This window comes from Streptomyces sp. ISL-100, from assembly GCF_018614615.1.
GTDB lineage: Bacteria > Actinomycetota > Actinomycetes > Streptomycetales > Streptomycetaceae > Streptomyces.
The window spans coordinates 99211-120571 of record NZ_JAGGOK010000010.1; the positions used below are offsets into that span (position 1 = coordinate 99211).

The 21361-nt window shown below is 69.2% G+C and carries 17 protein-coding genes, 2 tRNA genes, 1 pseudogene and 1 riboswitch; of the genes and pseudogenes, 13 read left to right on the forward strand and 7 right to left on the reverse strand.

Going from position 1 to position 21361, the window contains the following annotated elements:
• Positions 1-50: 50 nt before the first annotated feature.
• Entirely contained in the window at positions 51-1151 is a 1101-nt protein-coding gene (locus tag J7E89_RS05890; protein ID WP_308315352.1) for an NAD-dependent epimerase/dehydratase family protein, read from the forward strand.
• Here J7E89_RS05890 and J7E89_RS05895 read toward each other — a convergent pair.
• The gene (locus J7E89_RS05895) at positions 1148-2008 is read right to left on the reverse strand and encodes a glycosyltransferase family 2 protein (protein WP_374196792.1); all 861 of its coding nucleotides are present in this window, start codon (positions 2006-2008) and stop codon (positions 1148-1150) included. The two genes, J7E89_RS05890 and J7E89_RS05895, sit on opposite strands and share 4 nt — an antisense overlap.
• Positions 2009-2110: 102 nt before the next feature.
• On the opposite strand from J7E89_RS05895, the gene J7E89_RS05900 reads away from it, so the two are divergent.
• On the forward strand, positions 2111-2809 hold the full coding sequence (locus J7E89_RS05900; protein ID WP_214969151.1) for a transferase: 699 nt from the start codon (positions 2111-2113) through the stop codon (positions 2807-2809).
• Positions 2810-2843: 34 nt separating this feature from the next.
• On the opposite strand, the gene J7E89_RS05905 is transcribed toward J7E89_RS05900, so the two are convergent.
• Positions 2844-3344, reverse strand: coding sequence for a DUF3830 family protein (locus J7E89_RS05905; protein WP_214969153.1), 501 nt, complete (start codon positions 3342-3344; stop codon positions 2844-2846).
• A gap of 96 nt (positions 3345-3440) precedes the next feature.
• Here J7E89_RS05905 and ehuB point away from each other — a divergent pair, with 96 nt between their 5' ends.
• The 6 genes and pseudogenes from ehuB to J7E89_RS05935 all read left to right on the forward strand — a co-directional run bounded on the left by ehuB (position 3441) and on the right by J7E89_RS05935 (position 7489).
• Entirely contained in the window at positions 3441-4346 is a 906-nt protein-coding gene (ehuB, locus tag J7E89_RS05910) for an ectoine/hydroxyectoine ABC transporter substrate-binding protein EhuB (protein ID WP_214969156.1), read from the forward strand.
• Positions 4343-5017: an ectoine/hydroxyectoine ABC transporter permease subunit EhuC gene (gene ehuC, locus J7E89_RS05915; protein WP_214969158.1), complete on the forward strand. Its 675-nt coding sequence runs from the start codon at positions 4343-4345 to the stop codon at positions 5015-5017. Before ehuB ends, ehuC begins: the two co-directional genes overlap by 4 nt.
• Positions 5014-5664: an ectoine/hydroxyectoine ABC transporter permease subunit EhuD gene (ehuD, locus tag J7E89_RS05920; protein ID WP_214969160.1), complete on the forward strand. Its 651-nt coding sequence runs from the start codon at positions 5014-5016 to the stop codon at positions 5662-5664. Before ehuC ends, ehuD begins: the two co-directional genes overlap by 4 nt.
• A complete protein-coding gene (gene ehuA / locus J7E89_RS05925) occupies positions 5654-6427 on the forward strand; it encodes an ectoine/hydroxyectoine ABC transporter ATP-binding protein EhuA (RefSeq protein WP_214969162.1) in 774 nt (257 codons plus the stop codon). The genes ehuD and ehuA overlap by 11 nt, the downstream gene beginning before the upstream one ends.
• Positions 6428-6593: 166 nt before the next feature.
• Positions 6594-7347, forward strand: a pseudogene (locus J7E89_RS05930) (IclR family transcriptional regulator).
• Between the two features lie 68 nt (positions 7348-7415).
• Positions 7416-7489, forward strand: a tRNA-Lys gene (locus J7E89_RS05935).
• 56 nt (positions 7490-7545) lie between these two features.
• Here the strand turns inward: J7E89_RS05935 and J7E89_RS05940 are convergent.
• The 4 genes from J7E89_RS05940 to J7E89_RS05955 form a co-directional block, all read right to left on the reverse strand.
• Complete coding sequence (locus J7E89_RS05940) at positions 7546-10719, reverse strand: amidohydrolase family protein (RefSeq protein WP_214969482.1); 3174 nt, start codon at positions 10717-10719, stop codon at positions 7546-7548.
• A gap of 285 nt (positions 10720-11004) precedes the next feature.
• On the reverse strand, positions 11005-11595 hold the full coding sequence (locus J7E89_RS05945; RefSeq protein WP_214969164.1) for a lytic polysaccharide monooxygenase: 591 nt from the start codon (positions 11593-11595) through the stop codon (positions 11005-11007).
• 119 nt (positions 11596-11714) lie between these two features.
• Positions 11715-12944: an SPFH domain-containing protein gene (locus J7E89_RS05950; RefSeq protein WP_214969166.1), complete on the reverse strand. Its 1230-nt coding sequence runs from the start codon at positions 12942-12944 to the stop codon at positions 11715-11717.
• A 10-nt stretch (positions 12945-12954) separates the two neighbouring features.
• Positions 12955-14331, reverse strand: a complete 1377-nt coding sequence (locus J7E89_RS05955) for a peptidoglycan-binding protein (RefSeq protein ID WP_214969168.1) — start codon at positions 14329-14331, stop codon at positions 12955-12957.
• Between the two features lie 169 nt (positions 14332-14500).
• On the opposite strand from J7E89_RS05955, the gene J7E89_RS05960 reads away from it, so the two are divergent.
• From J7E89_RS05960 to J7E89_RS05970, 3 genes are all read left to right on the forward strand, one after another.
• Positions 14501-14574, forward strand: a tRNA-Lys gene (locus J7E89_RS05960).
• Positions 14575-15003: 429 nt separating this feature from the next.
• Positions 15004-16953, forward strand: coding sequence for a glycosyltransferase (locus J7E89_RS05965; RefSeq protein ID WP_214969171.1), 1950 nt, complete (start codon positions 15004-15006; stop codon positions 16951-16953).
• Positions 16950-18884, forward strand: coding sequence for a kelch motif-containing protein (locus tag J7E89_RS05970; protein WP_214969173.1), 1935 nt, complete (start codon positions 16950-16952; stop codon positions 18882-18884). Before J7E89_RS05965 ends, J7E89_RS05970 begins: the two co-directional genes overlap by 4 nt.
• 64 nt (positions 18885-18948) lie before the next feature.
• Here J7E89_RS05970 and J7E89_RS05975 read toward each other — a convergent pair whose 3' ends face one another.
• Positions 18949-19980 (reverse strand): glycoside hydrolase family 6 protein, encoded by a 1032-nt coding sequence (locus J7E89_RS05975; protein WP_214969175.1) that lies wholly within the window; start codon positions 19978-19980, stop codon positions 18949-18951.
• Between the two features lie 226 nt (positions 19981-20206).
• Positions 20207-20291, forward strand: a riboswitch (cobalamin riboswitch).
• A gap of 55 nt (positions 20292-20346) precedes the next feature.
• On the opposite strand from J7E89_RS05975, the gene J7E89_RS05980 reads away from it, so the two are divergent.
• Entirely contained in the window at positions 20347-20565 is a 219-nt protein-coding gene (locus J7E89_RS05980; protein ID WP_214969177.1) for a CbtB-domain containing protein, read from the forward strand.
• Between the two features lie 17 nt (positions 20566-20582).
• Positions 20583-21347, forward strand: coding sequence for a CbtA family protein (locus J7E89_RS05985; protein WP_214969180.1), 765 nt, complete (start codon positions 20583-20585; stop codon positions 21345-21347).
• Positions 21348-21361: the final 14 nt, after the last annotated feature.

Consider the following 21361-nt stretch of genomic DNA (forward strand, 5'->3'; position numbering starts at 1 on the left):
CGTACCCCCCGGGGTGTCCTTGCCTGACACCGTCGTTTCGAGGAGGCACCGTGCACGACCGCAGCTCTCCCCTCTCCCAGCTTTCCGGCCGCACCGTCCTGATCACTGGCGGAGGCGGTCTCATCGGCAGCCGCATCGCCAAACGGTTGCGGGAACTGAGGGCCCGCCCCATCAGCCTGTGCACGCTGGACGCCTACCCGTCCTTCGTCTACAAGGAGCTGTTCGGGATCGACCCCACCGATCCCGACGTCATCGTCAGCGACGTACGGGACAGGGAGGCGGTCGGCCGGATCCTGCCCGAGTGCGACTACGTTGTCCATGCTGCCGCCCTGGCAGACGTCGCCGCCTGCACCCGCAACCCGCTCGCGGCGATCCAGGCGAACATCATCGGCACACAGGTGCTACTCGACGCCGTGGCCGCTACCGATCGCATCCAGCGCTTCGTCCACGTTTCCTCGGCCAGCGTCTACGGCAACGGGAACCCCGACGAGACACACAACGTGGACCTTCTGTCCATGCGACAGATCCTCGAGTCCGTGTACGGCCGCATCCCGCCCCAGTTCAACGAAGCCGCCTCGCCCGTACGACCGATGTCGGTGTACGCCAACACCAAGGCCTGGGGTGAGACCCAGACCGCGCTCACACTCGGCGCGGTGGGCACTTCGTACACCGTGGTCCGATACTTCTCAGTCTACGGGGAGCCGCAGACCATCAAGCCGGGAAGTCACTCGTGGGTGGTGGCCTGGTTCGCCACCAGGGCGGCGCTCGGCCTGCCGTTGCACCTGCACGGTGGCGGCCATCAGATCCGCGACTTGGTCCACGTCGACGACATCGCGGAAGGCACACTGCGGGCGCTGGTCGCCCCGCAGGCACACACCGAGGCCCTGAACATCGGCACCGGCACCCCCACGAGCGTCCGAGCCGTGGCCGAACAGGTCCGCGAGCACTTCCCGAATGCCCAGTGCATGAACACCCCCATGCCGCCCGGCGACCCGCTCGGCGGCTTCGCGTCCACGCGACGGATGGAGGACATGCTCGGCTGGCGGCCACAGGTCACGGTGCCTGAGGGGGTGGACCGCTACGTGAAGTGGATGAAGAAGACCCCGGCGGCTGTGCCGGACTGGCTTCGGGAAACGAGCCAAGCCGGTTAGATCACCGGCGGCCGGCCCAGGCGGCCCATGCGCCACACCGTGCGCCAGTGCATGGGGCGCCGCTCGCCACACGGCGTACGCACACCCTCGACGAACCCGCCGAACCAGGCCCGCAGGCCCGCCACAGACCGCATGCGGGCCAACGTGAGGGCGACCCACGTCCCGAGGTAGACGGGCACCAGGAGGGCGGGCAGGTGACGGCGGGCCATCCAGACCCGGTTCCGGGCGGTCATGCGGTAGAACACCGCGTGCCGGGCCGGTGACGTATGCGGGTGCTGGAGCACCAGCTCCGGCTCGTAGAGGATCTTCCAGCCGCCATCCAGGGCACGCCAGGCGAGATCAGTTTCCTCGTGAGTGAAGAAGAAGGCGTCAGGCCACCCGCCGATCTGATCCAGCATCGGCATCGACAACGCGTGTCCGCCACCGAGAAAAGTCGTCACCAGGCCCCGGCGCATCGGATCACCGGCTCGCAGGCGGGGCACATGCCGTCGCTGCGTTTGTCCGGTCTCGTCCGCGATCCGAAAGCTGACGATGCCCAGCTTCGGGTCGGAGGCGTACAGATCCGCGATGCGGCGAACCACGTCGGCCGCGATCAAAAGGCCGTCGTCGTCCAGGTCGACCAGGACGTCGACATCCCCGAATTCCCGCAGTCGCTCCATCGCCACATTACGGCCGCCGGACACCCCCAAATTCTCGTCCACCTCGACGCCGGTCAACCATTTCGGCAGCTCAGGCAGGGGAGACCCATTGCCGACCACCACCACGTGGGCGGCGGGCTCGTCCTGTTTGGCCACCGAGTCGAGCAGAGCCCGCAGCTCGGCCGGGCGATTGCCCAGGGTCAGCACTGCCACACCCACACACGGTCGGGACACGTCCAGATCTCCAGCTCTCGGCGATGACGTAAGCGGCGAGCTTAGCGGCCGCCGTCATCTACCAGACATACGGGAGGAACCCCAGCCATGCCGTCCATTCACCTTGGCGACTACGTCGGCGGCGCCACCATGGGCCCGATCAGCACAACCGCTTATGGACACCTGGAACGGTACGAGCTGGCCGCATTCCTGACAGCCTGGCCCGGACTGCATCGGGAAGCCCTCGCCCGGGTCCCTGAACGCATCCACCCCACCGCGTTCGTCCACCCGCTGGCGATCGTGGGCGAGGACGTCATCATCGGCCCCGATGTGCGGATCCACGAGTTCTCCACCGTACGCAAGGGTTCCGTACTGTGCGCCGGTGCGTCGGTAGGCTTCAACTGCGAAGTAACAGCCTGCGTCGTGGGCGAAGGAGCGGTGCTGGGCCACCGCATCAGCATCAACCGCACGATCGTCGGCACAGAAGCCCACCTGTCGGCAGGTGTCACCGTCGCCGCGATCCACCTGTGCGAGGACATGCGCGCCCCGGACAGAGAGGTCATCGTGCGGGTCCCGGACGGGCTCTACCGTTGCGGTACGACGCAGTTCGGCGCGCTGATCGGGGACGGCGTCCAGACAGGCAGCGTCATCAGTCTTGGCCCAGGAGTGGTCATCGGTCGCAGCTGCCGGATCTCCAGCGGTGTCACTCTGGCCAGCCGGGCCGTCACCGCCCAGAGCGTCGTCAGTGCTCCGCACACCGCTGACGCCCACGTACGGCAACGGCAGGCCCGGTCGCCGCACCGGTGAGGTCCCTGCGGTGTGCCAACCCGGCGCGAGCCGGTCAGGCCCGGCGGAAGGTGAGGGTTTCTCCGACCGCGCCTGACCGCCACAGGTCCTGGCAGGCCTCGGCCATTCGGTCCAAGCCGTCCACCACCGTGCCCCAGACGATGCCCGGAACCCAGCCCGTATCGCCGTTGAGCAACAGGTTGTTGCGTTCGTAGAAGAGGGCGAGGTCCACTACGCCGTGGCCGGCCCGCAGCGTGGGCTGCGGGCCGTAGCCGTGGGAGGCCGTACCCAGCTGGGTGTCGGAGAAGGAGAAATAGCAGAGGTCACCGGGGATGGGGGTGACCGTGGGATTCTCCAGCGGCGGCTCCTGCGCGGCGAAGGGAGCGACCAGGGCGTAGATCTCATTACGCGCGTACTTCGCGTGATAGACATCCCCGCCCAGCGGAAGCGCCTGCCACACCGCCTCGCAGGTGGCAGGCGCCAGGTCGTCCAGGAGTTTCGCGGTGCAGCGCACACCGCGCTTGTCGAGCGATACGTCCACGAATCGGTCGGTCATGTCCTCATGGTCCCCAGCGGGTCAAGGGCGCACCCACCGCAGCAGGGGCCGGAATTCATCGGCATACCTGGCCTGGAGTCGGGTAGCCGCGCGCCCATGGCTCCACCACCAGGGAATGACTCAGGAAGCGCGACAAGACACTCCTCCATACGCCGGCGCTCGCTCCTGCTCGGCACGGCCGCACTGGGTGCCGCGGGGGCGCTCGGCGCGGCCGGCTGCAGCAAGGTCCCGTCCGGCGACACCCTCGCCCGGCTGAAGTCGCAGGGCACGGTGCGGCTCGGCATCGCGGGCGAGGCTCCGTACGGATACATCGACGAGCAGGGCGCATTCACCGGCGAGGCGGTGGAGCTCGCGAAGGTGATCTTCAAGCGGCTCGGCGTGCCCCGCGTCCAGCCCTCCCCCACCGACTTCTCCTCTCTCATCCCGGGCCTTCAGTCGCAGCAGTTCGACGTGGTCTCCGCCGGGATGTACATCAACAAGGAACGCTGCGCCCAAGTCCTCTTCGCCGACCCCGAGTACCAGATGCTCGACTCGTTCATCGTGCGCAAGGGCAACCCGAAGAAGCTCCTTTCGTACCAGGACGTCGTCGAGGCCAAGGCGAAGATCGCCACCGGCGCCGGGTACGCCGAGATCGACTACGCGGTCGCCGCCGGCATCCCGCGCAAGGAAATAGCCATCTACCAGGACCCCGTCGCGGGCCTGAACGCCGTGGAGTCCGGCCGGGTCGACGTCTTCGCTGGCACCGCGCTGACCGGCCGCGGCGTGGTGAAGAAGAGCACCAGGGCCGAGGCGACGAAGCCCTTCGCGCCGCTCGTGGACGGCAAGAAGAAGGTCGACGGCGGGGGCTTCGCCTTCCGACTCGGCGACGCCGAACTGCGCGACGCCTTCAACGTGGAGATCCACAAGATGAAGAAGAGCGGTGAACTCTTCCGGATCCTCCAGCCGTTCGGCTTCACCAAGGCGGAGATGACCACGATGACCGCAGAGGAGCTGTGCAAATGACAGCCGGACTGTGGACCCACTGGATTCTCCCCGGCATCTGGATCACCATCCAGCTGACCGTGTACAGCGCCGCCCTCGCGGCCGTCGTGGCCTTCGGCATCGGCATCGCCCGCACCCACCACTCGCGCGTCGTCCGCTTCCTGGCGGGCTTCTACACCGAGGTCTTCCGCGGCACGTCCGCGCTGGTGCTGATGTTCTGGCTGTTCTTCGTGATGCCGGGACTCTTCGGCTGGGCGCTCGTCCCGATGTGGGCGGCCGTCCTGGCGCTGGGACTCTCATACGGGGCGTACGGCGCCGAGGTCGTGCGCGGCGCGCTGAACTCGGTGACCCCGGCGCAGCGCGAGGCGGGGGTGGCGCTCAGCTTCACCCCCTGGCAGCGGATGCGGCTGATCCTGCTGCCGCAGGCGGTGCCCGAGATGATCCCGCCCTTCAACAACCTGCTGATCGAACTGCTCAAGGGCACGGCGCTGGTGTCGCTTCTCGGCGTGGCCGACACGTCGTTCTCCGCGTACCTGGTGCGCCTGGCGACCCAGGAGAGCGTGGAGATCTACTCGGTGACCCTGGTGATCTACTTCGTGATCGCCTTCGTCCTCACCCGCGGCATGCGGGTGCTTGAGCGCAAGACCAAGGCCGGTATCGGGATCACCGCCGCAGCCGGAGGGACGCGATGAACAACTGGGACTGGTCCGCCGTTTCGGACTTCATGCCGGCGTTCTGGGACGGGCTGCTCGTCACGCTCCAGGCCCTCGTGCTCGGCTCGCTGCTCTCGTTCTCGCTCGGCCTGGTCTGGGCGATCGGATACCGCGGGCCGCGCTGGGTCCGCTGGCCGGTGAACATCGTCACCGAGTTCATCCGCAACACCCCGCTGCTGGTGCAGCTGTTCTTTTTCTTCTTCGTCCTGCCGGAGTGGGGCGTGCAGTTCTCGGCGGAGGCCACCGGCACGCTCGCGATCGGGCTGCACTACTCGACGTACACGGCGCAGGTCTACCGGGCCGGCATCGACGCGGTTCCGGTCGGGCAGTGGGAGGCGGCCACGGCGCTCAGCCTGCCGGCCTCGCGCACCTGGTTCGCGGTGATCCTGCCGCAGGCGATCCGCCGGATCGTGCCCGCGCTGGGCAACTACGTCATCTCGATGCTGAAGGACACTCCGCTGCTCATGGCCATCGGCGTACTGGAGATGCTCCAGCAGGCCAGGCTGGCGAGCGCGCAGAGCTTCCAGTACGCCGAGCCGCTGACCGTCGTCGGCGTCGCCTTCATCCTCATCGCCTACCCGGCTTCTCTTCTCTTGCGAGCCCTGGAGCGTCGTCTTGTCCGCTGACTCGACCCCCTCGAACCCGTCGACCCCCAACGAATTGATCCGTTTCGACAACGTCACCAAGAGATTCGGCGACAACACCGTCCTGGACAATCTCTGTTTCTCGGTCCAGAGCGGAAAGCACGTGACACTCATCGGGCCGTCCGGATCGGGCAAGACCACGATCCTGCGGCTGCTGATGACTCTGGTGAAGCCCGACGAGGGCGTAATCCGGGTGAACGGCGGGCAGCTCTTCCCAGCGGGCGAGAAGGAAGTCCGCGAGGTGCGCAAGAACATCGGCATGGTGTTCCAGCAGTTCAATCTCTTTCCGAATATGAACGTCCTGCGCAATGTCACCGAGGCGCCGGTACGGGTTCTCGGCATGTCGAAGGACGAGGCCGCCGAGCGCGCCAAGGGCCTGCTGGATCTGGTCGGGCTCGCCGACAAGCAGGACGCGAAGCCCACGCAGCTCTCCGGCGGCCAGCAGCAGCGGGTCGCCATCGCGCGGGCGCTGGCGATGCGTCCGCAGGTGCTGCTGTTGGACGAGGTGACGTCGGCGCTGGACCCGGAGCTGGTGGCGGGCGTGCTCGACGTACTGCGCGACATCGCCCGTACGACCGACATCACCATGCTCTGCGTGACGCACGAGATGAACTTCGCACGGGACATCTCGGACGACGTGTTGATGTTCGACTCGGGGCGGGTCATCGAGTCCGGATCCCCCGAGAAGATCTTCAACAATCCGGAGCACGAACGTACCCGCGAGTTCCTCGGCGCGGTGCTCTGACTTCTTCATCCAGGTCGAAATCCTGCCTCTGGCATATGCCAGAGTGGCGCGCCCCAGCTTACGAAGCCGGGGCGCGCCACAATGTCGTCAACACCTGCCCCGTAAGCGGGTCTTGGCGGCTACTGTGGAACAGATGCAAACGGTCACAACCTGGTAGGGGGAAACCGTGGCGCTGAAGCCGGAGCCGACAGCACCGTTCCACTCGGTGCAGTACGCCCTGCGTGTACTGGAGACGGTCTCCAGGCACGGGAGCGGTGTGACCGATGTACAGATCGCCCGCGAGACCGGACTCCCGACTGCCCACCTGACCTCCTTGCTGCTGATGCTGCGCCGCGAGGGATACGTCGAACAGGTGATGGACGGCGCGTACGTCGTCGGCGACTCGCTCGCTCGGGTCGGGGTCCACCCGGCGCGAGGCACTCCAGGCCAAGCTGCAGCAGACGCTCGACCACCTGCGCGACACGGTGGGCGCGGCGATCTACATCAGCAGGTACATCGACGGCGAGATCAAGGTCATGCAGGTCGCCGAGGGACCGCGTACGCCCAAGGTCAACGAGTGGGTGGACTTCAGGTCGGCCGCCCACGCGAGCGCGATCGGCAAGTGCCTGCTCACCCAGCTCGACCAGAACGGACGCCGCGATCACCTGTCCCGTCACAAGACCGCCCGGCTCACCTCAAAGACGATCACCAACGAGCGGGTGCTGTTCTCCAAGCTGGACAGCCAGCCGCCCACGGTTCCGGTCCTCGACCTCCAGGAGTACGCGGTGGGCACGGTCTGCGCGGCAGTGCCGCTCACGGCCGGCTCCTCGGTGGGCTGCCTGGCGCTGTCCCTGCCGCTGGAACACGCCCACCGCCTGCGCTCGGCAGCGGACACGCTGAACCGCAGGGCGGCGCCCGTGGTGCTGTCGCTGGCGCTGTGACGGGGCCGGCCCGGCACCCGGGCGTGGTCCTGGGCACCCCTGCGGACCAGGTACTATTTACGAGTCAAGCGCCGCTAGCTCAGTTGGTTAGAGCAGCTGACTCTTAATCAGCGGGTCCGGGGTTCGAGTCCCTGGCGGCGCACAGACGAAAGACCCTCGCGGAAGCGGGGGTCTTTTTCGTGTGTCTCCTCACACTCCTCAGCAGCAGCCGCCGCGGCGCATCTGGTCGCTTACTGCCGCCCAGCCGCCGGACGCCGGGGTCGTGCGGGTGGCCGGCTTTGTGTACGTACGCTCCAGGGCTGCCCGCTCATGGGCGCGGCCCGCGATCAGCACCTTGTCCGTCTTCGTCAGGTCGTCGAAGTCCGTGAACGGGTCGCCGTCGATGATCGTCAGGTCCGCGAGCCTGCCCGGTTGGATCGTGCCGAGGTCCTGGGCCGCGCCGAAGACCGCCGCCGGGACAGCGGTCGCCGTGAGCAGTGCCTCGGAAGGGGAGAAGCCGTGGCGGACCAGGGCGCGCAGGGCCAGGTGCAGGAAGAGGCCTACGGGTGTGATCGGTGAGTCCGTGCCCAGGGCCACCTGGCCGCCGCCCTTGATGACGGTACGTACGGTCGCCATTTCGCGGCGCAGGGCGAGGCGCTCGCTCGCGGCGGGTGTTCTTGCCGCCAGCGCGCGGACTCCCTCGGCGTCCCACGGGGGCATCATCGCCGTCACCCTCGGGTCGTCGGCGAGCTCCGGGCTGTCGGCGAGGAGGTGGCTCGCGGTGAAGGGGGTCTCGATCAGGCTCAGGCCGCCGCGCGTGTAGTTCTCGACGGTGTCCTGGTGGGTGACGCCACCGGCGGTCGCGCCGTGCCCGTGGTCGGCGCGTTCGGTGGCGACGAGGTGGGTGGTCAGGTCCTGGCCGGTCTGGATGCCCTGCGAGCAGAGGTGGGAACCGGACGGTACGCCGAGCCGTTCGTGGCCGAAGCGGGCCGCCTCCTCCATCACCCAGCCCGGGGCGCGGACGTACGTCTTCACGAAGTCCCAGGCGAGAGCCTCGCCCCGGGACAGCGAGCGGCGCAGCCCGGCGCGGGTGGTGTGCGCGCGGCCCATGCTGTACGCCACGCGGGAGCCGTCGAGGAGTTCGCCGGTGGTGAGCAGACGGGGTCCGGCGAGGCGGCCGGAGGTGATGTCTTCCCGGAGGCGGGCCTGCTCGTAACTGAAACCGGCGAAGGAGACGGTGGTCGTGATGCCGTACGCCAGATTCAGCGCGGGCTGGCGGGCGCCGTACGTGTACTGCCAGGGGTGGGTGTGCGTATCCCACAGGCCCGGGAGCACCGTCCGGGCGGACGCGTCGACGCGGCGGGTGGCGCGGCGGCCGGGGCGGTGGGGTTCGACGGCGGTGATACGGCCGGCGCGGATGAGGATGTCGACGTCCTCGCGGACCGGGCCGCCGGTCGTGCCCGTCCCGTCCCAGAGGCGGCCGGCGTGGACGACCGTGTCGATGGGGGTCTGGCGGCGGTAGGTGAGGCGGACCGGGACGGTGCGGGGGCGGCCGTCGCCGTCGCTGTCGCCGAGCGGGTGGAGGCGCAGGCGGGTGCCGGAGAGGTAGAGGAGCGTACGGGAGTCGGCGGACCAGGAGGGGTGGTCGGCGGGCTCGTCGTCGGCGGTGAGGCGGTGGGCTTCGCCGTCGGGCGTACCGTCCGGGCGGACCGGGAGCAGCCACAGGGCCGACTCGCTGACGCAGGCCATGGAGCGGCCGTCCGGGGACCAGACGGGGCCGGACGCGTATCGGTCGGAGAGCGAGACGTGCGGGGCGAGGGGGTGGAGACGGGAGGCGCCGGTGGTCGTGTCGACGACGCGGATGAGGTTGTAGCCCTCGCGGTGGCGGCGGTTGAGGCGGTTGCGGTCGCAGTACGCGAGGTAGCGGCCGTCCGGCGAGAAGCTGGGACGGCCGGGCAGTCCGCCGCCGCCGAGCGGGGCGGCGAGGGTCTGCTCGGCGCCGGTGGCGAGGTCGCGGACGATCAGGTTTCCGGCCAGGTCGAGTGCGGCGAGGCGCTTGCCGTCCGTGGAGAGGGCGGCGTGGACGCGGCCGGGCCCGGTGAGTGCTGTGTCCTTGCCGGTGGTCAGGTCGTGGCGGCGTACGGCGTTGAGCCCGGCGTCGCGGTCGTCGACGTACAGCAGCGCCTGGCCGTCGGGGGTCCAGACGGGGCCCTGGAGGTAGGTGGTGGGGGCGGCTTGGACCAGTTTGCGCAGGGCGGTCGAGGCGCCTGAAGTGGGCGCGACCCACAGTGCGTTGAGCGCGGCGAAGGCGACGGAGGCGCCGTCCGGGGAGAGCGCGGGGAGGTGGATGCCGCGCACGGGGCGGGCGCGGTCCGGCTCGAAGTCGTGCGTCTTGGTGCGGTACCTGGGGCGTGCGACGGGCAGCGTCGCCTCGAACGGGACGGTCTCGGCGGGGGCGTCTCGGTGCGGGCGGACGATGCGGAACCGGCCGTCGACGGTGAGCAGCAGCCGCTCGTCGTCGAGCCAGCGGGGCGGGGCGGTGGCGATCTCGCCGTCCACGGGGGCCAGCTTGCCGTCCACGACGAGGGTGACCTGCTCGTAGCGGCCGGGCGCGGGGGCGAGGGTGCTGAGCCAGGCGCGGCGGCCGGCCGGGGAGAGGGCGGGGGTGAGGAGATTCCCCGGGCCGGGGTCGGCGTGTTCGACGGTGACGGGTCCGGCGGTGCTGGCCGGGGTGGCGGCGAGGGTTCGGGACTTGAGTGCGGCGCCGTCGAAGGTGCCTCTGATGAAGAGGATCGTGGCACCGTCCGGCGACCACACCGGGTCGAAATCCTCCCAGGCGGCCCCTTGCCCCGGCCCCTGCTGGCCGGGCAGGCCGGTGTGCTGGGTCAGCTTTCCGGTGCGTACGTCGACGGACCAGATCCGGTACGGGCTGCCCTTGACGGGGTCGCCGCCGCGCTCGGAGGAGAAGGCGATGCGGGTTCCGTCCGGGGACCAGGCGGGGGCGCGGTCGTCCCACGGGCCGTCGGCGGTGAGAGGACGCGCGCCGGAGCCGTCCCTGGCCATGACCCAGATGTGGAACTGGCCGCCCTTGAAGCAGGCGGCGGCGATGTGCCGGCCGTCGGGGGAGCAGGTGGGGCGGCTCGGTTCGAGGTCGGGCGGGGTGAGTGCGGTGGCGGGCGAACCGTCGCGCGGGACTGCCCAGAGGATGTTCTGGACCTCGGCGACGAGTGGGCCGGTGGGGGTGGTGGGGGTGGCTGCGCCGTTGGTGGCGGCGGTGAGGTGGAGGGGGGTGGCGGCTCCGGCTGCCGAAGCCTCTGCCGGGGGCAGGCCCCCGATCGCTCCGGCCGCGATGGCGGTTCCGGCGGCGGACTGCAGGAACTGCCTGCGCGGCATGGACGTCACATCTGCCCCCTAGGACTCGTAAGCCACGCAATCCTTCCCACTCCCGCCGCTGCGCAAGCGCTGTGACATTTGCGGCTCCGCCGCGTGGGGCTCCGCCCCAGACCCGCTCCTCAAACGCCGGAGGGGCTGAAGTTGCCCAGGGGGCAAAGTCCAGCCCGTCCGGAGCTTGAGGACGCGCCCGTAGGGCGCCCCCAGCGCTGCCGGCAACGGCGGCCCCCGTGAGGGCCGCCGCGCTGTGGCACAGCGGGGATACGGCGCCGGTTGACTGATCCAGGGTCAGAACCGCACGTCCGAGCACGCGTAGAACGCGTTCGTCGTGTCCGCGACGTTCCAGACCGCCAGGATGATGTGCCGCCCCGTCTTCTGGGTGGGAATCGTGCCCTGGTGGGTCAGCGTGGACGGCGGCTGCTGACCGCCGTACGGGACCGTCATGAACGGCTGCGATTCCAGGGCCGCCCGGGTGAGCGGCCTGCTGGAGTCCCAGCCGTTCTTGGTGATGTAGTACCTGAAGTCACTCGTCGCGTGCCTGGCGGTGAACTGCCAGCGGAAGCCGTAGCCCTGACCGGCGGTGAGCTTGGTGGCGGGCCAGGCTCCTCCGCGAGGGTCGTCGAGCTGGGCGAACTGGCTGTTGCCGCCGGCGCAGATCTTGCCGTCGGCCGGACCGGAGGTGGGGAATCCCTTCGGCCCTTCGACGCTCTGCGGTTCCCATTGGATGTTGCCGCAGCCGGTCACCGTGCCGTTGGCACAGAGTTTCTGCCGGCTGATCGGGGAGTCCGTGTAGCCGTGGCTGCTCGCGCTGCCGGTGCCCATGAGGGACACCCCGGCTATCGCGAGGCCGACCACGGCCGCACCTGTCTTGATTCGCATGCTGGCTCCTGAACGTGGGGGCAGTTCTGTGAGCTGTGCTGCGCGCGTGTCGTGCGGTCTAGACCAAGTCTCAATGTATTAACGGCAATTGAACATGTCCAGACCAATCGTGGATGCGTTCACGAACCCTCCCCACGCCCCGTGTAGAAGGCGACCGTCAGGTCCTTCACGAGCACCTTGCGCTCGTAGTCGTCCAGCTCGACGAGCCCGCGCGAGGTCAGCCGCGTCACCGTGTCGTCCACCGCGTCCACCACCGACGACAGCACACTGTCCCGGTGCTGCGCGTCGAGCGCCGCTACCCGCCTGCGCCGCATCGCCGCCGCCACCTCGGGGGCGTACTCGATCCGCGTCGGCTGCACCGAGAAGACGTCGATGCCCACCGGCGCCGCCTCTGCCGACAGCATCCGGGTCAGTGCGTCGCCGACCGACTCCGCGTCGCGCAGCGTCGGCGCGGTGTCGTGGAAGGCGTCGGCGGGCAACTGCGAGAGCACCCGAGCCATCGCCGCCTCCACCTGCTCCCGCAAGTACTGGACGTGGTCCTCGACAGCGAGCATCGCCCGCGCGGTGTCCCTGATCCGCCACACCACCAGGACCACGACCTGCAGCGCGACGCCGCGCGCGTCCACGGCCGGCATCGGCTCGCTGCGCCAATGCCGCAGCCGTACGTCGACCCGACGGCGCAGCAGCATCGGGCTCACCCACACCAGGCCGCTGCGCCGCACGGTCCCCCGGTAGTCGCCGAACAGCGAGAGCACCCACGCGTATCCGACCCGCCCCCGGGCCAGACCGCCGAACGCGAAGAGGACCAAAATCACCAGCGCGGCCAGCACCGCCCATGTCCCGAGCGCGATTCCGTCGTACGGGCGAAGGGGCAGCCCGAGCAGTACGGCGACCGGCGGCGGCACCGCCCCGGTCCACCACACCACCGCCGCGCCCACCGCGAGCGCGCCCGCCCCCACGCCGACCGCGCACCAGCCGGGCAGCACGGGGCCGGGCCGCTCCGCGAGCCCGGGGTCGGCGGGCACTGCGGGCCGGGGGGACCGGACTGGTCCAGGTGCGGAGGCGGAGGCAGGCGCGGGCGTCGGCGCCCCGCGGCCCTCGACGCGCGGCTGCTCGCCCGTGCCCTTCCTGCGGCTGATCACCGAGGCGCCCGGCGGCAGCGTCAGCGCGGTCGGGCCGATGTCGTCGCGGAAGAGGAGATGCACCGGGATCTCGACGGTGGACTCGTTCCTGATGACCGGGGCCCTCGGCGTGGCCTCGGCGCCCGGCCGCCCGGAGGCGGCCGGTGCGGAGGCCGCCACCGAGGATGAACCGTCGGGCTCGGATGTCTCTGATGTCGTCGTGCTCATCGTTCCTCCGTCATGCGAAGAGCCGCCGCCAGGTCTGCGGGCCGGGGTAGCCGTCGGCCGCCGCACCGCGCCAGCCCTGCGCACGCTGGAACGCCTCGACGTTGCGCCGGTCCGCCTCGGTCCAGCGCGGGCTGGGCCCCGACACGTAGTGCTTGCCGTAGCCCTTCTTCACCAGTTGTCTGCCGAGCTGGTCGACGTACTCGTTCGACTGACCGGGCCTGAAGTACTGACGGCCGGGGAACTTCACGCCACCGGTCGTGGCGCCCGTTCCCGTGCCCGCACCCGTCGTCGTACCGCCGGAACCGCTGCCGGAGCCCTGGCCGCCGCCGTCCGCGGCCGGGATGTCGTTGCCCTGGTTCGAGACCAGCAGCCGCCAGGTGTGCGGCCCCGGCGTGCCGTCGGCCTCCGAGCCCGTCCAGCCCTGGGCGCGCTGGAACGCCTCGGTGGCGCGCCGGTCGGCCTCGGCCCAGGCCGGCCCGGGGCCCACGCTGTAGAACCGCTTGCCGCCCCGGGCGACGAGCATCTTGCCGAGCTGGGTGACGTACCTGTTGTTCGCGCCCGGTCCGAAAAACTTCCGGCCGGGATAGGCCGTTGCGGTGGAAGCGCCGCCGCCGGTGCCGCCGCTGAGTCCGTTGTAGCGGTACCCGAGATAGCGCGAGGAGTTGTTCCAGTAGGCGTACGGGGTGGCCTGCTTGCGGGTGTGCGGGCGGGTCTGCTCGTACGCGATGTAGTGGGTCTGCGTGGAGTCGGTCCAGCCGCCGAAGATCGTGACGTGCGAGCCCTTGTTCGGGTCGGCCGGGTTGTGGAAGAGGAGGATGTCGCCGGGCTCCAGCTGCTCCCGGTTTATACGCGTGCCGTACTCGGCGAGGCTCCCCGTCCATTCGTTGCCGTCAAGGTTCCAGGCCATCGAGACGTACCCCGAGCAGTCCTGCCGGTATCCGTCGCTCCAGTACTTCTCCATGCTGTACGGGACCTTGGCGTCCAGCCAGCGCTTGGCGCGGGTAATGATCTCGGCCCGGGTGGTGATCCTCAGGGCGGGCCGGGTGGCCGTCGGCGTCGCGTGCGCGCTCTCGCCCGTCTGGCCGCTCTGCGGCCGGCCGCCGTGCAGCGGACCGGGGCCGCCCTGCGGGGTCTCCGGGTCGTGGTCGGCTCCCGTCCTGGCGGGCGCGTGCCCGGGAGCGGCGGCGGTCGCCGCGCCGCCGGCGCCGCCGCCGAGGACCACGCCCGCGGCGGTGGCGAGCACCAGCGCGCGGCGGGCTCCGTGGGCGGCCGGGTGGCCGCCGGCCGCGACCGTCAGGCCGAGGGCTGCGGCCCGGCGTTCCTGGGCGCAGCCGGGGCAGCCACAGTCGGCCGCAGGCTCGTACTCCTCGAAAACCGGCATCGTCATGCGGTTCCACTCCCGTGGGTTTTTTTGGCGCATCTGCACGGGTGACAGTCTTTCAACTGTCTGGACATAACGCATGTTGACGGTCCAAATGATAACCAAACGGACAGTACGCGGCGTGGCCGGTCCTGAGCACCCGCGACAGTCGGGTAAAGTTCTCCGGGTCAGACAGGCGCCGCTAGCTCAGTTGGTTAGAGCAGCTGACTCTTAATCAGCGGGTCCGGGGTTCGAGTCCCTGGCGGCGCACACGACGTCGAAGCCCCCTCACCGAGCGTGAGGGGGCTTCGGTGATTTCCGGACACCCCCACCCACACCGAACCCGTGTCGCAACCAGCCCTCAAAGCCCGCGTATGACCGGTAAACACCTTGTTTCACCCTTGCGATCAAGGATGGGGGTCGTAGACCCTATCCTGGAGCCAGTGGCTCCAATGGGGCGGGCGGTTCGGGCAAGTTGGGGGCGAGTCCGGCAGCCGGGGGGCTGACGAAGCAAAGGGGGCGGGGGCCCCGTTCGTGGAGCAATCCCGGGGCGGGCATCATGCAACCGGAAGGTTGTCGTCCCATGTCTGAAGGGATGACAGCAGGCCACTTGTACGCCCGGGATGGTCGAGGGGGACCGGCTCCGGGCGAAGAGACCGACGAACACACGCAGCCAGCATGCGTGCGGGGGGATGACTCATGACGTCGACGCCGACCGGCGCCCGGCACAACAACGACCCTTCCCGGACCGCGCAGCTTCGGGTACCCCCGCAGCTGCGGCCCGGCGGATCCCGTATGCGGGCCAAAAAGCCGCTGCCGAGATACGACTACGAGCACTACAGCCGGCTCGCCGGGCCACTGACCCAGCCCGACCCGGCCAAGCCGTACACCGTGCAGTACCGCTCGCTGCTCTCGCAGGAGCCGCACCGTATCCGCGCCGCCCTGCTGCTGTGTGCCGCGCCGCTGCTGTCGCTCGGTCTGTTCGTCTGGCTGATGCAGCCCGAGCACTGGACCGAGCGCGACCCGAACCTCAAGAACGACACGCTGCTGATCCTCGACATCGTCATGCTGGTCTCGATCGGACTGATCGAGCTCTTCCGCACGCTGAATGTCCTGTCGAACGCGCACGCGACCCTGGTCGCCCGCGACCCCGTCCCCGTCGTGCCCGAGACCGGCACCCGGGTCGCCTTCCTCACCTCCTTCGTGCCCGGCAAAGAGCCGCTGGAGATGGTGACGAAGACGCTGGAGGCGGCGGTCAAGATCCGCCACCGCGGGCTGATGCACGTATGGCTGCTGGACGAGGGCAACGACCCGGCGGTCAGGGAGGTCTGCGAGCGCCTCGGCGTGCACCACTTCTCGCGCAAGGGCGTCGCGAAGTGGAACCAGGCCAAGGGCCCCCACCGGGCCAAGACCAAGCACGGCAACTACAACGCCTGGCTCGACGCGCACGGTGACGACTACGACTTCTTCGCCTCCGTCGACACCGACCACGTGCCGCTGCCCAACTACCTGGAGCGGATGCTCGGCTACTTCCGCGACCCGAACATCGGCTTCGTCATCGGGCCGCAGGTGTACGGCAACTACGACACCTTCGTCACCAAGGCCGCCGAGTCGCAGCAGTTCCTGTTCCATGCCCTGATCCAGCGCGCAGGTAACCGCTACGGCGCGCCCATGTTCGTCGGCACGTCCAATGCAGTGCGCATCACGACGCTCAAGCAGATCGGCGGCCTGTACGACTCGATCACCGAGGACATGGCCACGGGCTTCGAGATCCACCGCGCCACGAACCCGGCCACCCGCAAGAAGTGGCGGTCCGTCTACACCCCGGACGTGCTGGCCGTCGGCGAGGGCCCGACCGCCTGGACCGACTTCTTCACGCAGCAGCTGCGCTGGTCTCGCGGGACGTACGAGACGATCCTCAAGCAGTACTGGAGGGGCTACGGCACCATGCCGGCGGGCAAGCTCTTCAACTACACGATGATGATCATCTTCTACCCGATGTCCGCCATGAACTGGATCCTCGCGGCACTGAGCTGCGCGCTCTTCCTGGGCATGGGCGCCTCGGGTGTGCAGATCGACCCGGCGATCTGGATGATGCTGTACGGCAATGCTTCCGCGCTCCAGATCGGCCTCTACATCTGGAACCGCCGCCACAACGTGTCGCCGCACGAGCCCGAGGGCTCCGGCGGTCTGGCGGGCATGGTGATGTCCGCGCTCTCGGCGCCGATCTACGCGCGCTCGCTCATGGACGCCGCGTTCCGCCGCAAGTCCAGCTTCGTGGTGACGCCCAAGGGCGACTCCTCCAGCCCCGACACCCTCTTCGGCACCTTCCGTATCCACCTGTTCTTCATCCTGGTCTTCGGCGGATCCCTCGGCTCCTCCTTCTTCTTCGGCCACGACCATCCCGCGATGATCACCTGGGCCACGCTGGCCCTGCTGATCACGGCGGCCCCGATCTTCGCCTGGCGCTGGTCCATGCGCGAGGAGAAGAAGAAAAAGAAGGCACAGGGCAGGCACGGGGCGCCGCCGCCGAGCCAGTCCGAGCCGCCGGCCGGTCCCCCGCCCGAGGCTCACCTGCCTCAGCAGAAGCCCACCTGGGCCGCTTCCGACCAGACCATGCAGATCGCCCTTGGGGGACGTAAGAAATGAACTACCGTCCGAGCCGCCGCACCCGCCGCCTGGCGATAACGGGTGTGGTGGTGCTCGCTCTGGCGGGGATGAACGGGCCCGCGCTCTACCGCTTCGGCTCGGAGCAGTACCACGACTACAAGATCAACCGGCCGGAGTACAAGGCGGAGAACGGCCACTGGGACTTCCTCGACGTCCCCTCCGAGTTCCGGATCAACACGATCCACGCCGCGCTGCTGCACACCGGCAAGGTGCTGCTCATCGCGGGCTCGGGCAACAACCAGAAGAACTTCGACGCGAAGAAGTTCGAGTCGGTGCTGTGGGACCCGAAGACCGACTCGTACAAGATGATCCCGACGCCCAAGGACATGTTCTGCGCCGGGCACACCCAGCTTCCGGACGGGAAGCTGCTGGTGGCGGGCGGGACCAAGCGGTACGAGAAGCTCGAAGGTGACGTCACCAAGGCGGGCGGTCTGATGATCGTCCACAACGAGGACCCGGATGCCCCGAAGACGCTGCCCGCGGGCACGATCTTCACGGGCAAGAAGAACGGCAAGACGTACGTCTCCAAGGACCCGGTCCTCGTCGAGAAGGCCAAGAAGATCTTCGACAAGCAGACCGGCCGGTTCCTGCGCACCGAGGCGGGCCTCGGGCGGATATACGTCGAGGCCAAGGCGTCCGGGAAGAAGTACGAGTCCGGTACGGAGGACAACTACCGGATCCACGGGCTCACGGGCACCGACGCCAAGAACGTGTACGGCATAGCGCAGAAGCTCGCCCTGGACAAGAAGGACTTCCAGGGCATCAAGGAGGCCTACGAGTTCGATCCGGTGGCGGAGAAGTACATCACCGTCGACCCGATGAACGAGGCGCGCTGGTACCCGACGCTGACCACGCTGGAGGACGGCAAGGTCCTGTCCCTGTCCGGCCTGGACGAGATCGGTCAGATCGTCCCCGGCAAGGACGAGATCTACGACCCCGTCACGAAGAAGTGGGAGTACACCGGGGTCATCAGGAAGTTCCCGACGTACCCGGCGATCTTCCTGATGAACAACGGCAAGCTCTTCTACTCGGGGTCCAACGCCGGATACGGCCCCGCCGACGAGGGCCGTGAGCCGGGCATCTGGGATCTGAAGACCAACAAGTTCAAGAAAATCCCCGGCCTCAGCGACCCCGACCGGATGGAGACCTCCGCGACCGTGCGGCTGCCTCCCGCCCAGGACGAGAAGTACATGGTCATCGGCGGCGGCGGGGTCGGCGAGTCCGAGAAGTCCAGCGAGAAGTCGCGCCTGGTCGACCTCAAGGACCCGAACCCCCGCTTCAAGGACGGCGACTCGCTCGATCAGGGCACCCGCTACCCGAGCGCGTCCCTGATGCCCGACGACACCGTCCTGATCACCGGCGGCTCGAACGACTACCGCGGGCGCGGCGGCTCGGACATCCTCGAGGCGCGGCTGTACGACGCCAAGACCGGCAAGTACCGCCGGGTGGCCGACCCGGCCGTGGGGCGCAACTACCACTCGGGCTCGCTACTGCTGCCCGACGGGCGGGTCATGATCTTCGGGTCCGACTCGCTGTACTCCGACAAGGACAACACCCGGCCCGGCGTCTTCGAGCAGCGCATCGAGATCTATACGCCGCCGTACCTCTTCCGGGACGCGCGGCCGAAGCTCTCCGGCGGACCGACGACCATCGAGCGGGGCGGTACGGCGACCTTCAAGTCGGCGCACGCCGCGTCCATCAAGGACGCCAAGCTGATGCGGCCCAGCGCCGTCACCCACGTCACCGACGTCGACCAGCGCACGGTCGCGCTGGAGCTGAAGAAGACGAAGGACGGCATCTCGGTCACCGTGCCGAAGAACCGGGCGCTGGTCCCGTCCGGCTACTACATGCTGTTCGTGACGGACGATCAGGGCACGCCGTCCGAGGGTGTCTGGATCGAGGTCCCGTAGGTCGCCCCGGGAACGGAGAAGGGAGGGCCGCCCGGCGGCCCTCCCTTCGTATGCCGCGTAACGGCTACTTCGCGTTGCGGGCCAGTTCGAGCGCGTACTCCTCGTACCACTCGCCGGCCTTCGGGCCGCCCTTGCAGTCGCCGTCCGACTCACCGGGACGCTTGATCCACAGGAACGCGTCGACCAGCGGGTCGCCGGTCTTGGTGGTCGGCTTCTCACCGAGCGCGCGGCCCGGCGGATTGCACCAGTTCTCCTCGGGGTCGCCCTCGGTGTACGGACCGTTGCCGTTGCGGCTGGTGTCGATCACGAAGGGCTTGTTGCCCACCTTCGGCGAGAGCTTCTTGCCGAATTCCTTGGACGCCTCGGTGGTCTGGAAGTTGGAGACGTTCACCGAGAAACCGTCGGCGTCCGCGATGCCCGCCCACTGGAGCGGCTCGAACAGCGCGTCCGGCGTCTTCCAGCCCGCGTTGCCCGCGTCGAGGTAGACCTTGGCCTTCGGCTGCTGCTTGAGGCGCTTGATGGCGCCCTTGAGGAGGTCGTACCGCTCCTCGTGGAACTCCTCCGGCGTGCAGTTCTGTACGAGATGCAGCACCGCGTCCGGCTCCAGGATCACGGTCGCCGGGCGGTCGCCGATGCCCTTGGCGATCTCGTCGACCCAGGCCCGGTAGGCGTTGCCGTCGGCGGCGCCGCCCTTCGAGAACTGCCCGCAGTCGCGGTGCGGGATGTTGTAGAGCACCAGCAGCGCGTCGCGGTCGGCCTTCTCGGCCGCCTCCGTGTACCCCTTGGCCTGCGCCTCGGCGTTCTCCGGGCCGATCCACTCGGCAGTCGGCTGTTCGGCGATCTTCGTGATCAGATCGGCCTTCTCGTCGTCGCCTTCCTTGGCGTACGTCGCGACCTGCTTGGCGGCGTTTCCTTCGGGATTGACCCAGTACGGATCGCTGCCCTTCGGCTGCTGCTTCACCGGCGGCCGGTTCGTCTCCTCGCCGCCGTCTCCGTCGGACGAGGAACAGCCCGCCAGAAGCAGTGCGGCCCCCACAGCCCCCACCGCGGTCGCCAGGACACCCTTACGCCTACGGCCGCTGTAACTGCCGTACATCCAACTCCCCCTTGGCTGCACTGAATATATGAGGACCCCCCGGCCCCTCCCCGGACACATCCGGTCGAAACCATCCTGACACACCGGCCGGGCGCGGGGGCGCGGAAGGGTACGGGCACGGGTGCGCGAGCGCCGGTAGCCACGCCGGTAACCCGCCCTGTTGACAGTGCTCAGCCAGGCTGGGACTCTCCGGAGGACAACTCCACACACATCGAGGCGACGGTGGACAGGAACCCGGTGCGATCCCGGGACGGTCCCGCCACTGTGACCGTACGAGGGCCCAAGTGCCCCCGTACGGAAGTCAGGAACTGACCCGTCGCCTCTCCTGCAATGGGGCGTGGAAACCCCAGAAGGAGGCTCACCGGTATGTCTCTGCACACCGCGCAGCACACCGACACCGCGGCGGTCACGTCCGCCGCGACCACCACCCGCCACTGGCTGATCATGGCCGCTGCGGCAATCATCGCCCTGGTCGCGCTCTACGCGGTCTTCATGGACAACGGCACGGCCGTCGCCGCGACGGGCGACTACCTCCACGAGTTCTCGCACGACGGCAGGCACCTCTTCGGTGCCCCCTGCCACTGATCGGGGCCGTAAGCACCATGTCAACACCTGTACTGCCCCTGCTCGGACGCGGGCTGGCGGCGGGCGGGGTGGCCGGCCTTGCCGCCGGCCTGTTCTCCCTGCTCCTCGCCGAGCCCCTGATGGACCGTGCGATCCGCCTCGAAGAGGCACGCTCCGCCGCCGAGGAGCACTCACACGACGCTGCGGCCACGGCCGTCCAGCACCACGAGGAACTGTTCTCCCGCTCCACACAGCACGTCGGCCTCGTCGTCACCGCGGTCATAGCGGGCCTCGCGCTGGGCGCCCTGTTCGCTCTCGCCTACGCCCTGGTGCACCGCCGTACGGGCCTCGGTGAACGGCCGTGGCCCCGCGCCCTGGCCTTCGGCGCGGCCGCCTTCGTGGCGGTCTCGCTGCTGCCGGGACTCCGCTACCCCGCCAACCCGCCGGGGGTCGGAGACTCCGGCACCGTCGCCAACCGCCAGGCCCTGTGGCTGGCAGCCGTCGTGATCGGCATCCTCGGCATGGTGCTGGCCTGGCAGGTGTACGTACGCCTGGCCGACCGGTCGGTTCCCGTACGCCAGGTCGCGGTGGCCGTCACGGCGGTCGCGACGCTCGCGGTGCTCTTCGCGCTGCCGGGCAACCCGGACGAGGTCCCCGTACCGGCGACGCTGCTGTGGGACTTCCGCATACTGTCGCTGGCCTCGCACGCGCTGCTTTGGGCGGTGTTCGCGGGGGTGTTCGGGGCGCTGGGCCTGCGCGCGGCGGCCCGCACGGCTCCGGCGGGGGCGCCGGTGGCGGCGTAACGGCGTAACGGCGT

What these genes read in the sequence shown, in the direction of transcription:
- J7E89_RS05905 (WP_214969153.1), bottom strand. Translation starts at nt 3,344, where the DNA reads ATGACCGACCGATTCGTGGACGTATCGCTCGACAAGCGCGGTGTGCGC.
- J7E89_RS05975 (WP_214969175.1), bottom strand. Translation starts at nt 19,980, where the DNA reads ATGTACGGCAGTTACAGCGGCCGTAGGCGTAAGGGTGTCCTGGCGACC.
- J7E89_RS05970 (WP_214969173.1), top strand. Translation starts at nt 16,950, where the DNA reads ATGAACTACCGTCCGAGCCGCCGCACCCGCCGCCTGGCGATAACGGGT.
- J7E89_RS05985 (WP_214969180.1), top strand. Translation starts at nt 20,583, where the DNA reads ATGTCAACACCTGTACTGCCCCTGCTCGGACGCGGGCTGGCGGCGGGC.
- J7E89_RS05980 (WP_214969177.1), top strand. Translation starts at nt 20,347, where the DNA reads ATGTCTCTGCACACCGCGCAGCACACCGACACCGCGGCGGTCACGTCC.
- J7E89_RS05965 (WP_214969171.1), top strand. Translation starts at nt 15,004, where the DNA reads ATGACGTCGACGCCGACCGGCGCCCGGCACAACAACGACCCTTCCCGG.
- J7E89_RS05950 (WP_214969166.1), bottom strand. Translation starts at nt 12,944, where the DNA reads ATGAGCACGACGACATCAGAGACATCCGAGCCCGACGGTTCATCCTCG.
- ehuB (WP_214969156.1), top strand. Translation starts at nt 3,441, where the DNA reads ATGGCTCCACCACCAGGGAATGACTCAGGAAGCGCGACAAGACACTCC.
- J7E89_RS05900 (WP_214969151.1), top strand. Translation starts at nt 2,111, where the DNA reads ATGCCGTCCATTCACCTTGGCGACTACGTCGGCGGCGCCACCATGGGC.
- ehuD (WP_214969160.1), top strand. Translation starts at nt 5,014, where the DNA reads ATGAACAACTGGGACTGGTCCGCCGTTTCGGACTTCATGCCGGCGTTC.
- ehuC (WP_214969158.1), top strand. Translation starts at nt 4,343, where the DNA reads ATGACAGCCGGACTGTGGACCCACTGGATTCTCCCCGGCATCTGGATC.
- J7E89_RS05945 (WP_214969164.1), bottom strand. Translation starts at nt 11,595, where the DNA reads ATGCGAATCAAGACAGGTGCGGCCGTGGTCGGCCTCGCGATAGCCGGG.
- J7E89_RS05940 (WP_214969482.1), bottom strand. Translation starts at nt 10,719, where the DNA reads ATGCCGCGCAGGCAGTTCCTGCAGTCCGCCGCCGGAACCGCCATCGCG.
- J7E89_RS05955 (WP_214969168.1), bottom strand. Translation starts at nt 14,331, where the DNA reads ATGACGATGCCGGTTTTCGAGGAGTACGAGCCTGCGGCCGACTGTGGC.